General features: G+C 72.3%; 13 protein-coding genes. 7 read left to right on the top strand and 6 right to left on the bottom strand.

Going from position 1 to position 13,444, the window contains the following annotated elements; genetic code table 11:
* Nucleotides 1-132: 132 nt before the first annotated feature.
* Nucleotides 133-1,482, top strand: coding sequence for a choice-of-anchor A family protein (locus ACFV18_RS10525; protein WP_380481484.1), 1,350 nt, complete (start codon nucleotides 133-135; stop codon nucleotides 1,480-1,482).
* A 72-nt stretch (nucleotides 1,483-1,554) separates the two neighbouring features.
* On the opposite strand, the gene kynU is transcribed toward ACFV18_RS10525, so the two are convergent.
* Nucleotides 1,555-2,784 (bottom strand): kynureninase, encoded by a 1,230-nt coding sequence (kynU, locus tag ACFV18_RS10520; RefSeq protein WP_380481550.1) that lies wholly within the window; start codon nucleotides 2,782-2,784, stop codon nucleotides 1,555-1,557.
* A gap of 17 nt (nucleotides 2,785-2,801) precedes the next feature.
* A complete protein-coding gene (locus tag ACFV18_RS10515; protein ID WP_380481482.1) occupies nucleotides 2,802-3,629 on the bottom strand; it encodes a tryptophan 2,3-dioxygenase in 828 nt (275 codons plus the stop codon).
* A 165-nt stretch (nucleotides 3,630-3,794) separates the two neighbouring features.
* On the opposite strand from ACFV18_RS10515, the gene ACFV18_RS10510 reads away from it, so the two are divergent.
* Entirely contained in the window at nucleotides 3,795-4,229 is a 435-nt protein-coding gene (locus ACFV18_RS10510; protein WP_380481480.1) for an Lrp/AsnC family transcriptional regulator, read from the top strand.
* A gap of 6 nt (nucleotides 4,230-4,235) precedes the next feature.
* Here ACFV18_RS10510 and ACFV18_RS10505 read toward each other — a convergent pair whose 3' ends face one another.
* Together ACFV18_RS10505 and ACFV18_RS10500 are read right to left on the bottom strand one after the other, a co-directional pair.
* Entirely contained in the window at nucleotides 4,236-4,874 is a 639-nt protein-coding gene (locus ACFV18_RS10505) for a MarC family protein (protein WP_380481479.1), read from the bottom strand.
* A gap of 17 nt (nucleotides 4,875-4,891) precedes the next feature.
* On the bottom strand, nucleotides 4,892-5,209 hold the full coding sequence (locus ACFV18_RS10500) for a barstar family protein (RefSeq protein WP_380481477.1): 318 nt from the start codon (nucleotides 5,207-5,209) through the stop codon (nucleotides 4,892-4,894).
* A gap of 118 nt (nucleotides 5,210-5,327) precedes the next feature.
* On the opposite strand from ACFV18_RS10500, the gene ACFV18_RS10495 reads away from it, so the two are divergent.
* The 3 genes from ACFV18_RS10495 to ACFV18_RS10485 all read left to right on the top strand — a co-directional run bounded on the left by ACFV18_RS10495 (nucleotide 5,328) and on the right by ACFV18_RS10485 (nucleotide 8,487).
* The gene (locus tag ACFV18_RS10495) at nucleotides 5,328-5,891 is read left to right on the top strand and encodes a DoxX family protein (protein WP_380481475.1); all 564 of its coding nucleotides are present in this window, start codon (nucleotides 5,328-5,330) and stop codon (nucleotides 5,889-5,891) included.
* Nucleotides 5,892-5,920: 29 nt separating this feature from the next.
* Complete coding sequence (locus ACFV18_RS10490; protein WP_380481474.1) at nucleotides 5,921-6,430, top strand: hypothetical protein; 510 nt, start codon at nucleotides 5,921-5,923, stop codon at nucleotides 6,428-6,430.
* Nucleotides 6,431-6,699: 269 nt separating this feature from the next.
* On the top strand, nucleotides 6,700-8,487 hold the full coding sequence (locus tag ACFV18_RS10485; RefSeq protein ID WP_380481472.1) for a glycosyl hydrolase family 18 protein: 1,788 nt from the start codon (nucleotides 6,700-6,702) through the stop codon (nucleotides 8,485-8,487).
* Between the two features lie 85 nt (nucleotides 8,488-8,572).
* On the opposite strand, the gene ACFV18_RS10480 is transcribed toward ACFV18_RS10485, so the two are convergent.
* A complete protein-coding gene (locus ACFV18_RS10480; RefSeq protein WP_380481470.1) occupies nucleotides 8,573-9,136 on the bottom strand; it encodes a MarR family winged helix-turn-helix transcriptional regulator in 564 nt (187 codons plus the stop codon).
* A gap of 141 nt (nucleotides 9,137-9,277) precedes the next feature.
* Between ACFV18_RS10480 and ACFV18_RS10475 the strand changes: the two genes are divergently transcribed.
* Nucleotides 9,278-10,555 (top strand): MFS transporter, encoded by a 1,278-nt coding sequence (locus ACFV18_RS10475; protein ID WP_380481468.1) that lies wholly within the window; start codon nucleotides 9,278-9,280, stop codon nucleotides 10,553-10,555.
* Between the two features lie 70 nt (nucleotides 10,556-10,625).
* Here the strand turns inward: ACFV18_RS10475 and ACFV18_RS10470 are convergent, their stop codons facing one another.
* Nucleotides 10,626-11,654 carry a MerR family transcriptional regulator gene (locus ACFV18_RS10470; RefSeq protein ID WP_380481466.1) on the bottom strand — a complete coding sequence of 343 codons (1,029 nt, stop codon included), beginning with the start codon at nucleotides 11,652-11,654 and terminating at the stop codon, nucleotides 10,626-10,628.
* 201 nt (nucleotides 11,655-11,855) lie between these two features.
* Here ACFV18_RS10470 and ACFV18_RS10465 point away from each other — a divergent pair, with 201 nt between their 5' ends.
* A complete protein-coding gene (locus tag ACFV18_RS10465; RefSeq protein ID WP_380481464.1) occupies nucleotides 11,856-13,439 on the top strand; it encodes a dolichyl-phosphate-mannose--protein mannosyltransferase in 1,584 nt (527 codons plus the stop codon).
* Nucleotides 13,440-13,444 lie beyond the last annotated feature (5 nt).

The raw sequence follows: 13,444 nt of genomic DNA, 5'->3' as shown, positions 1-13,444 counted from the left end.
CACCAGCAACTTAGTCCGTTCGAGCGATCTTTCGGTGTGTCAGTTGTCAGGCGGCCGAATCTCGCCCGTAGGCGCCACTTGGCTGGCGACGGTCTGCTGCCTGCTGACCCACCGTCAACGAAAGGGGTGTCCGTGCGACACGGCGCTCGTCCCAGGAACCGACTGCTCCGGTACGCGGCGGTGACGGCGCTCGTCGCCACCCCGCTGGTCACCCTGGCCCCGACCGGGCAGGCGGACCCACTCGCCCCGCCGCTCGGCCCGTGCGTCGGCGACTGCCCGAACCCGTTCCCGCCGGTGCACAACGGGCCCGCCGCCGGTACCGACAGCACGGTCAACATCTTCGTCGGCGGCAGCTACCGGGTGGAGGGCCGCTCCGCCGAGGCCGAGGGGAAGATCGTCACGGTCAAGGACCTCACGGTCGACAAGGACGGCGGCGGCCTGTTCAACATGGGCGTGGTCGGCGTCGGCTCCCAGGTCGCGCCGCCGCCCGGCACCGACCATGTGACGGTCGGCGGCGCGGTGGACGTCGTCGCCGGCAACCGGGTGCAGCTCGGCGGCGGCGACCCGGCCCGCTGGGGCAACCTGGCCTACGGCACCACCGAGAGCGGCACCCTGGAGTTTTCCGGCCCCGGCGCGGCCCGCCGGGACCCGGCGGCGATCGACCCGTTCCGCGGCCTGACCACCGTCGTCGAGGACCACTCGGCGTGCATGGCCGAGCAGACCGCCACCGGCGAGCTGACCGTCACCGGCAATCTGTACACCTTCACCGGCGACGGCCACAGCATGCGCCAGGTCTTCCACGTGAACCGGAACATCGGCAGCGCCACGGCCGCCGCCGACCTGGTGTTCGCGGGCATCCCGACCGGCGCGACGGTGATCGTCAACATGGTCGGCCCGGACCCGGTGCTGATCCGCACCAACACCGGCAGCGGCATCCCCGGCGACCAGCTCACCGACCTGCAGCCACTGCTGATGTGGAACTTCCCCACCTCCACCGACGCGACCATCACCGGCGGCGCCCAGTTCCAGGGCTCGGTCATGGCGGGCAACCCGGCGGGCACCGTCACGCTGTCCAGCCCGGGCACCAACGGCCGCGTGTACCTGGCCGGCAACCTGGTGCAGGGCGGCACCGCCGGGACGGAGCTGCACGCCTACCCGTTCAACGGCGACCTGCCGACCTGCGGCCAGAGCCCCAGCCCCTCGCCCTCGCCGAGCGAGTCGGAGAGCCCCTCGCCCTCGCCCGGCGAATCCGAGAGCCCGAGCCCGTCGCCGTCCAGGAGCGAGCGCCCCTCGCCCTCGGAGAGCGTCGAGCCCTCGCACGGCGAACGCCCCGTACCCGGGCCGAGCCACCGGCCCGAGGGCCCGCTGGCGAACACCGGCAGCGGCGCGGCCGGCCCGATCGCCGGCGCCGCGGCCGTGCTGCTGGGCCTCGGCACCGCGGTGGCCGTGCTGGCACGCCGCAGCCGCGGCCGTCGTCACTGACGCCCCGCGCCCGACCCGCCGAACGGCCGGAGCCCCCGCCGGGCCCGGCCGTTCGGCCTGCCGGAGGCCACCTCAGGTGACTTCGCCGCCCCGGGCGAACCGCTCCTCGCGCCACTCCCCGGAGGCCAGCACCTCGCGCAGCGCCGCCGCCGCGTCGTACACCTCCGCCCGGGACAGGTACAGCGGGGTGAAGCCGAAACGCATCAGGTCGGGCGCCCGGAAGTCGCCGATCACGCCACGGGCGATCAGCGCCTGGACGATCCGGTAGCCCTCCGGGTGCCGCAGCGCCACCTGGCTGCCGCGCCGCTCGTGCTGCCGGGGCGTCACCGCCGTCACGTCCAGATCCGCCGTCAGGTCGAGGAACAGGTCGGAGAGCTCCAGGCTCTTGGCGCGCACCAGCGCCGGGTCGGCCAGCTCCCACACGTCCAGCGAGGACTCCAGCGCGGCCAGACCCAGCACCGGCGGCGTCCCGGTGAGGAACTGGGTGATGCCCTCGGCGGGCCGGTAGCCCGGCTCGAAGTCGAACTGCCGGGCGTGGCCGAACCAGCCGGTCAGCGGCTGCCGGGCGGCCGGGTGGTGACGCTCGGCCGCGTACAGGAACGCGGGCGCGCCCGGCCCGCCGTTCAGGTACTTGTAGCCGCAGCCCACCGCGAAGTCCACGCCCGCCGCGTCCAGCCGGATCGGCAGCGCCCCGGCGGTGTGGCACAGGTCCCAGACGGCGAGCGCCCCGGCGCGGTGGATCCGCTCGGTGACGGCCGCCATGTCCAGCAGCTCGCCGGTGCGGTAGTCGACGTGCGACAGCAGCACCACCGCGGTGTCCGCGTCGAGCACGGCGTCCAGCTGCGCAGCCGAGTCCACCAGCACCGGCCGGGTGCCCGGGTACAGCCCGCTCAGGCCGTCCGCGATGTACAGGTCGGTGGGGAACGCGTGCCGCTCGGCGACCAGCGCGCCGCGCCCGGGGCGCAGCCGCAGCGCCGCCCCGAGCACCTTGAACAGGTTGACCGAGGTCGAGTCGCAGACCACCACCTGCCCGGCCGCCGCGCCCAGCAGGTGCGCGCCGAGCCGGTCGCCCAGTCGCCCGGGCTGGTGGAACCAGCCGGCGTCGTTCCAGGACCGGATCAGGCCGGTGCCCCACTCCTCGGCCACCACCTTCGCCAGGTGGCCGGGCGTGCGGCGGGGCAGCGCGCCGAGCGAGTTGCCGTCCAGGTAGAGCACGCCCTCGGGGAGCTCGAAGTGCTCGCGCAGCGGGTGCAGCGGGTCGGCGGCGTCGCGGGCCGCGCACTCCTCGCGGGTGGGCTTCACGGCGTCATGGGTGAGAGTCACAGTTCGTTCCTGACGGACCACAGTTCGGGGAAGACGTCCTGGTCGGCGGCGGTCTTGAGCCAGCTCAGGCCGCTGGAGCCGCCGGTGCCGGGCTTGCCGCCCATGGTGCGCTTGACGCAGGAGTAGTGGCGCTGGCGCCAGCGGGTGACTCGCTCGGCGGTGTCGAGCAGCGCCTCGCCGAGGCGGGCCAGGTCGGCCAGCGCCGGGTCGGTGTAGACGGTCCGCCAGGCGGCCTCGACGGCGTCGTCGTGCTCGTGCCGGGCGGCGGTCGGGCCGACGGGTATCTCCAGGCCGCGCCGGGACAGCACGGCCAGCGCCTCGTCGTACAGGCTGGGGGTGCGCAGCTCGGTGAACAGCTCGTCGTACTCGGCGGGGGAGTCCTGGTACATGGTCAGCAGGCGCTCGCTCCGGTTGCCGAGCAGGAACTCCAGCAGCAGGAACATCGAGGACTGGAAGCCGGACGCCTCGCCGAGCACCGGCCGGAACGCGTTGAACTCGGCGGGCGTCATGGTGGCCAGCAGGTCCCAGGAGGAGACCAGCACGTCCTGCACGTGGTGCCCGCGGCGCAGGGCGTCGCCCGCGGCGCTCAGGTCGTCCGCGCGCAGCGCGGCGCGGGCGCCGGTCCACTCGCGGTGCAGCAGGTCGAACAGCAGCTCCATCACCTGGGTGGTGACGATGAACGTGTACTCCGAGGGCTCCGGGCTGAGCGGATGCTGGAGCGCGTGCAGCTCGGCCAGGTGCACGTACCGGGCGTACGGGGTGGATGTGCCGCTGTCCTGGTCGCCGTCGAAGGTCAGGTGGGGCCGGTGGGTCTGCCCGGTCATGGCCGGTACCTCCTGGTTCCGCCCGCTCCGGGGTGCGGCGGGCGCCACCATTGTGCGGCGCGGCGGCCTGCTCTTGAATGGGCGTTGTAGCCCGGTTGGCGGCAAAGGCCTGCCGTTCGCAAGGTGCTGCGCCCCGATCGCCTGACGAACGCAAAGGAGCCGAGAATGGACGCGGTGGACCGGCTGCTGCTGGCCGAACTCCAGGCCGACGCGCGGCTGTCGTACAACGAGCTGTCCCGCCGGGTGAACCTGTCCCCGCCGGCGGTGGCGGAGCGGGTGCGCCGGCTGGAGGCGGACGGGGTGATCACCGGCTACCACGCGCACCTGGACCCGGCGAAGGCCGGGGCGGCGGTGATGGCCCTGGTGACGGTGCGCTGCTACGGCCCGCGCTGCGTGCTGCGCGACCCGGAGGTGGCGCACTGGCCGGAGGTCTTCCAGTTGCACCGGGTGACGGGCGGCGCGTGCTGCGTCCTGCTGGTCGGCGTCCCCGACATGCCGGCCTTCGAGCGGCTGACCGACCGGCTGGGCGGTTACGGGCAGCCGACCAGCTCGATGATCCTGTCCAGCCCGGTGCCGTGGCGGGCGATCCAGGCGTCCTGAGGCGGGTCAGTAGCCGTTCATGGCGGGGGCCAGGTGCACGCCGAGGCTCTCCAGCCCGTACAGGAACATCTCCACGCCGACGGCGGCCAGCAGCAGCCCGAGCAGCCGGGACAGCACTTCCAGCGAGGTGCGCCGGCTGGCCCGCAGCAGCGGGGCGAGCAGCAGGACGGACACGCAGTCCACGGCGATCACCGCGACGTACATGGCGGCGACCGTGGAGTGCCAGCCGAGGGTGTCCCGGGTGAGCGACTCGACCAGCAGCGCGGTGATCGCCAGTGGGCTGGCCACGTACGGCAGCAGCAGCTCGCGGATGCCGTCGGCGAGGGGGTTGGCGAGGTGGCCCTCGCTGCTGCCGCCGCCGAGGTGGACGCCGAGCACCAGGGCGACGGCGTAGATGAAGAAGATCACCCCGCCGGCGATCTGCAGCGACTGGTCGGAGATGTGGAACAGCGCCGCCATGACGTTCGCGCTGTACGCCAGCACCAGGCCGACCACGGCGGCGACCAGCGAGGACACCAGGGTGAGCTTGCGCAGCTCGGCCGGGGTGCGGGTCTGGCTGAGCTGGGCGAAGGCCAACAGCACCTTGGGCGGGCCGACCACGGCGAAGAAGGTGACGAAGACGGTGCTCAGGTTGATCGCCGACATGCGCCCATGATGGGTGGTCAGCGCAGGCGGACGGTGACGCCACCCTGGCGCAGTACGTCGAGGAGGGCGTCGAAGTAGGAGCGTTCCTCCTCGTCGGGGCCGGTGACCCGGCGGGTGAGGGCCTGGGCGCTGACCAGGGCGTCGCGCCAGACCAGCACGAACGGCGGCTCGGGGGTGAAGCCGCCGCGCAGGACGTCGGCGAGGGCGTCGAGGTTGCGGCCGTAGTAGCCGTCGGGGGCGTGCACGGCCAGGCCGAGTTCGGCCCAGAAGGTCTTCTCGTCGGTGACCCGGTCGCCGTGCAGGACGTACTCGGGTGGCTGCGGTGCGGTGGGCATCGGGAGTCTCCCTGCGGGGTGGGGCGGGTAGCCCGGATGGGTTCGCCGGGTCGAGCGGGGCCGGTGCGCACGCTGGGATGGGCCCTACGGTCTTCTCTTCCACACCAGGGGCAACACCATGACCAGTCTGCACCGCAAGGATCTCGGTCTGTTGGCACTTCGCGCGGTCGTCGGCGGTGTCCTGTTCGCGCACGGCGCGCAGAAGCTGTTCGGCTGGTTCGGCGGCGGCGGGCTGGAAGGCACCGCCGCCGCCATGGAGCAGATGGGCTTCGAACCGGGCGGGCGCAACGCGCTGGCGGCGGGCCTGGGCGAGACCGGCGGCGGCGCGCTGCTCGCGGTGGGCCTGGCCACCCCGGTGGCGGGGTCGGTGGTCGCCGGGACGATGGCGGGCGCGATCGCGGTGCACGCCCCGGCGGGCTTCTTCGCGCACGGCGGCGGCTACGAGTACCCGGCGCTGCTGGGTGCCTGCGGCCTGGCGCTGGCGGTGTCCGGTCCGGGCTGCTACTCGCTGGACGCCGCCTCCGGGCACGCGCTGGGCCGCCCGTGGCTGGGCGTGCTGGCGTTCGGTGCGAGCGCGCTGGGCGCCGTCGCGGTGGTGACGCGCCGTCAGGACGAGGTGCGCAGGCGGGAGGCCAGGGCCGCGGACGAGGCGGCCCGCGAGGACGGCACCGGGCTCTCCTGAGCGCCGCGACGAGAGAGGGAGATTCACTGATGAAGCGACAGATCCGGGTGGCCGCGCTCTGTGCGGCGGCCGCACTGCTGGGTTCTGCGGCCCTGGCGGGCTGCACGTCGAGCGGAAAGCCGTCCCCGGCGGTGACCTCGGCGGTGGGTTCGGCCGCGGAGTCGGCGCTGGCCTCGGCCACCGCCGCGCTCGGCTCGGCGGCGGCCTCGCTGGGCGCCTCGGCGCAGGCCGCCGCGTCCTCCGCGCTGGCGAGCGTCAAGGGCGGGCTGAACGTGAAGGGCGATGTGACGCTCGGGACGGTGACCACCGAGTCGGACGGGAAGCTGTCGGTGCCGGTGACGGTCACCAACCACGGTTCCCAGGCGGGCAAGTACGTGATTCAGGTCAACTTCGACGACGCGTCGGGAAACCTGCTCGACGCGACCGTGCTGAGTGTGCCGGAGGTGGCGCCCGGGGCGACCGCGCAGGCCACGGCGCACAGCAACCGTTCGCTGAACGCTCCCGTGACGCCTGTGGTGGCGAATGCGCTGCGGTACTGACCGGACACCGAGCCTTAAGCGTGGCGTAAGCGTCGGATCTCGCTCTTGACGGTCGAGTTGGTCTAGTCCATTTTACTTGGCAGGTGCAGGGAGCCCCTGGGCCGGCGCCGGTGGTTCGGACCGCCGGCGCCGGTTCGGCTTGTCCCGGACCTGGCGTTTGTGCAGGCCAACGCTCGATTCCCCCTGTCATGCCCCTGGCTGTGCGGCCCCACCTCGCACGGTTCGCATCCGGGTTTGTCAGGACCCCCACAACCAGGAGTCTCGCAGCCATGCTTCGTTCCGTTTCCCCCCAGCCGCCCACGCGGCGGCGCCCCAAGGGCTGGGCCGCGCTCGCGGCCGGCACCGCGGCCTCCCTGCTGCTCGGCGGCACCCTGGCGCTGTCCGGCGGCACCGCCCAGGCGGCCCCCACCAACTCGACCGGTGCGCCGGCCACCAGCGGTGGCATCAAGGTGGCCTACTTCGACCAGTGGTCGATCTACACCAACGGCTACTACCTGAAGACCGTGAACGACACCGGCGCCGCCGGGAAACTCGACTACCTGATCTACGACTTCGGGAACATCGACCCCACCAACCTCACCTGTTTCGAGGCCAACAAGGCCGCCTCGCAGAACGAGGACGACCCCAACGCGGGCGACGGCGCGGGCGACTCCTTCGCCGACTACCAGAAGAGCTTCGGCGCCGACATCTCGGTCGACGGCGTGGGTGACACCTGGAACCAGCCGATCGTGGGCAACTTCAACCAGCTGAAGAAGCTGAAGGCGAAGAACCCCAACCTCAAGGTGCTGCTCTCCATCGGCGGCTGGACCTACTCCAAGTACTTCTCCGACGCCGCGGCCACCGACGCGTCCCGCAAGAAGTTCGTGTCCTCCTGCATGGACCTGTACATCAAGGGCAACCTGCCCGTGCAGGGCGGCTACGGCGGCCCGGGCACCGGCGCCGGCATCTTCGACGGCATCGACATCGACTGGGAGTACCCGGGCGGCAACGGCCACACCGGCAACCACTCCTCGCCGAACGACAAGCAGAACTTCACCGCGCTGCTCGCCGAGTTCCGCAGCCAGCTGGACGCCCAGGGCAAGGCGGACGGCAAGACCTACAGCCTGGCGGCCGCGGTCGGCGCCGGTCAGGACAAGATCAAGTACGTCGAGACCGACAAGATCGGTCAGTACCTGACCTTCCTCGACATCATGACCTACGACATGCACGGCGGCTGGGAGGCCCAGGGCCCGACCAACCACCAGGCCCCGATCTACACCAACCCGAACGACCCGATGAACCCCGTCCCCGGCGGCAACGGCAAGTACTCGCTGGACAACGCCATCAAGGCGTACACCGTGGGTGACCCGCAGTACGGCATCCCCGGCGGCTTCCCGGCGAAGAAGATCAACGTCGGCGTCCCGTTCTACTACCGCGGCTGGACCGGCGTCACCGCCGGCAACAACCACGGCCTGTTCCAGCGGGCGACCGGCCCGGCGGCCGGCGGCAGCTACTCGGGCAACGTCAATGGCATCAGGATGTACAAGGAGCTCAACGGCTTCGTCGACAACCCGTCCTACACCTACTGGGACGACGCCGCGAAGGCCGCGTACTTCTACGACGGCAACACCTTCTGGTCGGGCGAGAACGCCCAGTCGATCCAGGCCAAGCTGGACTACGCGCACTGCAACGGCCTCGGCGGCTCGTTCGCCTTCTCGATGTACGACCTGGGCACCCAGACCGCGCTGTTCGACAAGATGGTGAGCGCGACCAACGGCTCCGCCGCGAACTGCCCGGCCGCTCCGACCGAGTCGGCCACCCCGTCGCCGTCCACCTCGGCCTCGCAGTCGGCCGGCCCGTCGCCGTCCACCTCGGCGTCCACCTCCGCCTCGCCGTCGCAGTCGCCGACCACCGGTGCCTGCTCCGCCGCGCCGAGCTGGAACGCGGCCACCGTGTACGCCACGGCGACCAAGGTCTCCTGGAAGGGTCACTACTACACCAACAAGTGGTGGACCACCGGCGAGGACCCGAGCCTGAGCGGCCAGTGGGGCACCTGGACCGACAACGGTCCGTGCTGAACGGCTTCTGACTGACCTCTCGACCGGCGAGGGGCGCAGGGAGATCCCTCCCCGCGCCCCTCGCCGCGTTTGCCGCCGGGGCGCTTCAGCAGGTGAGGTCGTCGGTGCGGCCGAGGGCGTCCGGCTGGGACTCCTCGATCCGGCGCAGCATCCGGGTCAGCGTGGCGGCCAGCTCGGGGCGGGCCTCGGCGGGGACGTCCTGGAGCGTGTCGGCCTCGAAGACCGCGGCCATCCGCATCAGTTCGATCCACTTGTCGCGGCCGAGCGGGGTGAGCTCGATGATCACCCGGACCCGGTTGGCCTCGTCGCGCTCCCGGGTGACCAGGCCCTCGCTGACCATCCGGTCGATCCGGTGGGTCATCGCGGCCGGGGTCAGGCCGAGCCGCTTGGCGAGCTCGCCCGGGCCGAGCCGGTACGGGCTGCCGCTGAACACCAGCGCCTTGAGCACCTCCCACTCGGCGTTGGTGATGCCGAGGGTGGCCAGCTGGCGGCTGTAGGCCACGTTCATCCGGCGGGAGAGCCGGGAGAGGGTGGAGACGATGGTCTCCACCTGGGGGTCCACGGTGGGGAACTCCCGCTGGTAGAGGGCCACCTGTTCGGCGATGCCGAGTTCGGTGGCGGAGTCGGGCTCCGCTCTGCGTGCGCTCATGCGGACATTGTTCCACGCACCGTGCAGCCGTTAAGCCTTTGACGCGTTAAGGTTTCTATGCTTAGACTTTAGCTCTGAAATCTTACGGGGTAAAGCAGTGGCCGCAGAGGGCCGGCTTTCGGAGTCTTCGAGGGGTGTCCAGTGAAGGAGTGGGGCGGCCGACTGCGTCGCGTCCAGATCGGCAACGCGCTCAGCGCGTTCGGCAGCGGCTTCACGCTGCCGTACATGTTCGTGTACGTGAACGAGGTGCGCGGCCTCGGCTCCGCGGCGGCCGGCGCGGTGTTCACCGTGTTCGCGCTCGCCGCGTTCGCCGTGCTGCCGTTCACCGGCCGCGGCATCGACCGGTACGGCCCGCGCCCGGTGCTGCTGGCCGGCACCGCGATGGCCTCCGCCGGTGCGTTCGCCTTCGGCCAGGCCACGAGCACGCCCGCGCTGCTGATCTCCTCCTTCCTGTTCGGCGCCGGTGTCACCACCTGCCAGCCCGCGCTCGCCACGATGATCGTCCGCTGCACCCGCAAGGCCCAGCGCTCCCGCGCCTTCGCGCTCCAGTTCACCCTGGTCAACCTCGGCATGGGCATCGGCGCCCTGGTCGGCGGCCAGATCGTCGACACCGCGGACCCGGCCAGCCTGACCAGGCTGTTCACCATCGAGGCGCTGACCTTCCTCGGCCTGGCCGCCGTCACCGGCACCGCGAAGATGCCCGCGGCGGAGGTCGAGCCGGCCGGCGCGGCCACTGCCTCCGGCAAGGGCGGCGGGCTGCGGGCGCTGGTCGCCGACAAGGCGATGCTGCGGCTGTGCCTGCTCGCCGGGCTGATCTTCTTCACCTGCTACGGCCAGTTCGAGTCCGGCGTCGCCGCGTTCGCCACCCACACCGTCGGCATCGCGCCCTCCATCCTGGGCCTGGCGATCGGCGCCAACGCGCTGACCATCGTGGTGCTGCAGATGTTCGTGGTCCGGATCACCGAGCGCCGCCGCCGCACCACCGCGATGGCCGCCGCCGGCGTGGTCTGGCTCGCCGCCTGGGGCATGGCCCTGGTGGCCGGTCTGATCCGCGAGGAGCAGCTGGCCGCGACGGTCGCCATCGTCGGGATCTACGCCCTGTTCGGCGTGGGCGAGTCCCTGCTCGCGCCCACCATGGGCCCGATCGTCGCGGACCTCGCCCCGGCGCGGCTGCTCGGCACCTACAACTCCGGCTACGCGCTGGTGAAGCAGACCGCCGTCGCGGTCGGCCCCGCCGTCGGCGTCCTGCTGGTCGGCTCCGGCACCTGGCCGCTCTACCTGGCCTCGATGGCCATCTGCACCCTGCTGATCGTCGCCCTGGCGGTCCGCCTGCGCGGCTTCCTGACGCCCGCGCAGGACAACGTCCGGGTGCTGAACGTTCCGCAGCGCGAGCTGCGGGAGCTGGAGGCGGTGGCCTGACGGCCCCGCCGGTCGCCCGCCCGGGAGGGGTTCTCTCTCCCGGGCGGGCGATTGCCGTTCGGGGCGGGAGTCAGCGGCGGGTGGGCATCAGGAGCGAGAAGGTGTCCTCCCGGGACGGGAAGCGGATGGCCAACGGGGCGATGGGGCCGGTCAGTTCGAGGACGAGCTGGTCGGCGCCGCCCACCGCTTCCAGCAGGAAGTCGCGGTTGACGTGGACCAGCAGCTCGGCCGGGTCGGTGCCAGGGAGGGCATCGGCGGCGGTGGCGGTGAGGGCGGTGACGGGGAAGTCGACGCCGTCCTGGGAGCGGGTCACGGTGGACGGCCCGGTGGCGGCGAGCATGGCGCGCAACTGGTCGGCCGTCAGGGTCAGACGGTGGGTGGGCTCCAGGCGGACCAGGCGGCGGTAGTCCGGGAAGTCGTGGTCGGCGCGCTCGCCGGAGAGCTCGCGGCCGGCCGCGCGGACGGTGAACTGGGCGCCGTCCAGGACGAGTTCGGCGTCCTCAGCGTCGGCGAGAAGCGCCCGGGCGGCGTCCGCGAGGGCGGTCGGCAGCAGGGCGGAGACGGCCGGGCCGTCCAGCGCGGCCGGGCAGTCGGCGACCGCCAGACGGTAGCGGTCGGTGGCGACCAGGTGCAGGACGCCGTCCTCCGCATCCAGGAAGATCCCCGCCACGGCGGGCAGCGCGGCGTCGGACGGGGCGGCGAAGCGCACCGCGTCCAGGGCGGCCGCGAGGCGGGCGGCGGGGACGGTCAGTCGGGTCTGCGGCACGGGGAACTCCCTCGAATCGAGCAGGGCACGGACGGTGGAGAGCTCACGGCGGGCATCGCAGAGGCCGTCCTCCAGCCGGCGCAGGTGCGCGTCCAGCTCGGCGCGGGCCTCGGCCGGGGTGCCGGTCAGGACTCTGGTGATACCGGCCAGCGGCAGGCCGACCCGGCGCAGTCTGGCCAGCAGGCGGGCGCCCGGCAGTTGCTCCTCCGCGTACCAGCGGTACCCCGAGTGCGGGTCCACGACGGCCGGGCTGAAGACGCCGGCGCCGTCGTAGAACCGCAGGGCGCTGACGCTCAGGCCGCTGGCGCGGGCCAGTTCGCCGATGCTGCGCATTCTGTTCTCCACGCGATAGACCTTGGGGGCTCGACCTGCTTGAGGGTCAACTCGGTGGTGGAGGTATACCAGCAGGGGCGTGGGCGCCCACCTGCGTTCGGGCAGGCCCGGTCGTGCTCCCCCGGTTGGCGTTCCCGCGTCCCGCGGCCGCTAGGATTGCGGACATTGCGGACATGTCGTGAACTTGCGGACGGGGAGGGTATGGCGCTGGCGGTCGAGTCCCGGCAGGCGGTCGTCAAGGCCGCAGCGGCGAGGTCCCGTTCCGGGTGGTGGGGGCCGGTCGGGGTGGCGGTGTTCGCGGGGGTGCTGCGGCTGTGGGACCTGCCGTACCCGAATGCGTTCGTGTTCGACGAGACGTACTACCCGAAGGACGCGTGGTCGCTGCTGCAGCAGGGCTACGAGGCGGTCTGGCCGGACAACGCGAACCAGCTGATCCTCGGTGTGCCGCAGGTGATCCCGCTCAGCCAGACGCCCGCGTTCGTCGCGCATCCGCCGCTGGGCAAGTGGGTGATCGCGGTGGGGGAGCACTTCTGGGGTCTGCATCCGTTCGGCTGGCGGATCATGGTGGCGGTGCTGGGCTCGCTGAGTGTGCTGATGCTGGCCAGGATCGGCCGGCGGCTGTTCCGTTCGACGCTGCTGGGGTGCGTCGCGGCGCTGCTGATGGGCGTGGACGGGCTGCAGTTCGTGATGAGCCGGGTCGGTCTGCTGGACGGCATCGCCGCCTTCTTCGTGCTGGCCGCGTTCGGCTGCCTGCTGATCGACCGCGACCGGACCCGGGAGCTGTTGCGGGCCGCGCGGGCGGAGGGCGGCCGGGCCGGTGACGAGGTGCGGCTCGGGGTGCGTCCGTGGCGGGTCGGGGCGGGGCTGCTGCTGGGCGCGGCCACCGCGGTGAAGTGGAACGGCCTGCAGATCCTGGCCGTGTTCACCGTCCTGACGCTGCTGTGGGACCAGGCCGGGCGGCGGGCGGCCGGTGCGCACCGGGCCTGGCGGGCGATGCTGCGGCGCGATCTGTGGCCGGGGGCGCTGTCCATGGTGGGCAGTGCGCTGGTGGTGTACGTCGGGTCGTGGAGCGGCTGGCTCGCGACCACGGGCGGCTACGGCCGGCAGTGGGCGGACGGCCGGGCCGGGCTGTCCCCGGCGCGCACACCGCTGGTGGACATCCCGCTGCCGCAGGTGTCGATGAGCTGGGTGCCCGCGCCGCTGCGCAGCCTGTGGCACTACCACGCGCAGATGTACGACTTCAATACCGGCCTGTCGTCCCCGCACACCTACCAGTCGAACGCGTGGAGCTGGCTGGTGCAGGGCCGACCGGTGTCCATGTACTGGGAGCAGGTGCCGGACGGACAGCGCGGCTGCCACTCCGCCGAGGGCTGCGCGAGCCAGATCCTGGCGCTGGGCACCCCGTTCCTGTGGTGGACGGCGTGCTTCGCGCTGGCGTACGCGCTGTACCGGTGGTTCTTCCGGCGGGACTGGCGCTCCGGCGCGATCCTGGCCGGCGTCGCCGCCGTCTACCTGCCGTGGTTCCAGTACCAGCACCGGACGACCTTCTCCTTCTACATGGTGCTGCTGGTGCCGTTCCTGTGCCTCGCCGTGGCGCAGCTGCTCGGCGCGATGCTCGGGCCTCAGGGCTGCCCGCCGCGCCGCCGGCGGTGGGGCGCGGCGGGGGCCGGGCTGATCGTCCTGGCGATCGTCGGCTGCTTCGCGTACTTCTATCCGCTGTACACGGCGGAGGTGATCCCGATGTCCGAGTGGCGCGCCCGGATGTGGTTCACCAGCTGGATCTGAGGTGA

It is taken from the genome of Kitasatospora sp. NPDC059673, from assembly GCF_042734215.1.
In the GTDB taxonomy this organism is placed as follows: Bacteria; Actinomycetota; Actinomycetes; order Streptomycetales; family Streptomycetaceae; genus Kitasatospora.
Note: the sequence above shows the minus strand (reverse complement) of the source record. Positions and strands in the feature narration are given on the sequence as shown.

Bases quoted from the DNA above. Each gene is read 5' to 3' on its own strand.
- ACFV18_RS10500 (WP_380481477.1), bottom strand. From the start codon at position 5,209: ATGCCCACCGCACCGCAGCCACCCGAGTACGTCCTGCACGGCGACCGG.
- ACFV18_RS10480 (WP_380481470.1), bottom strand. From the start codon at position 9,136: ATGAGCGCACGCAGAGCGGAGCCCGACTCCGCCACCGAACTCGGCATC.
- ACFV18_RS10510 (WP_380481480.1), top strand. From the start codon at position 3,795: ATGGACGCGGTGGACCGGCTGCTGCTGGCCGAACTCCAGGCCGACGCG.
- ACFV18_RS10470 (WP_380481466.1), bottom strand. From the start codon at position 11,654: ATGCGCAGCATCGGCGAACTGGCCCGCGCCAGCGGCCTGAGCGTCAGC.
- ACFV18_RS10465 (WP_380481464.1), top strand. From the start codon at position 11,856: ATGGCGCTGGCGGTCGAGTCCCGGCAGGCGGTCGTCAAGGCCGCAGCG.
- ACFV18_RS10515 (WP_380481482.1), bottom strand. From the start codon at position 3,629: ATGACCGGGCAGACCCACCGGCCCCACCTGACCTTCGACGGCGACCAG.
- ACFV18_RS10505 (WP_380481479.1), bottom strand. From the start codon at position 4,874: ATGTCGGCGATCAACCTGAGCACCGTCTTCGTCACCTTCTTCGCCGTG.
- ACFV18_RS10485 (WP_380481472.1), top strand. From the start codon at position 6,700: ATGCTTCGTTCCGTTTCCCCCCAGCCGCCCACGCGGCGGCGCCCCAAG.
- ACFV18_RS10495 (WP_380481475.1), top strand. From the start codon at position 5,328: ATGACCAGTCTGCACCGCAAGGATCTCGGTCTGTTGGCACTTCGCGCG.
- ACFV18_RS10490 (WP_380481474.1), top strand. From the start codon at position 5,921: ATGAAGCGACAGATCCGGGTGGCCGCGCTCTGTGCGGCGGCCGCACTG.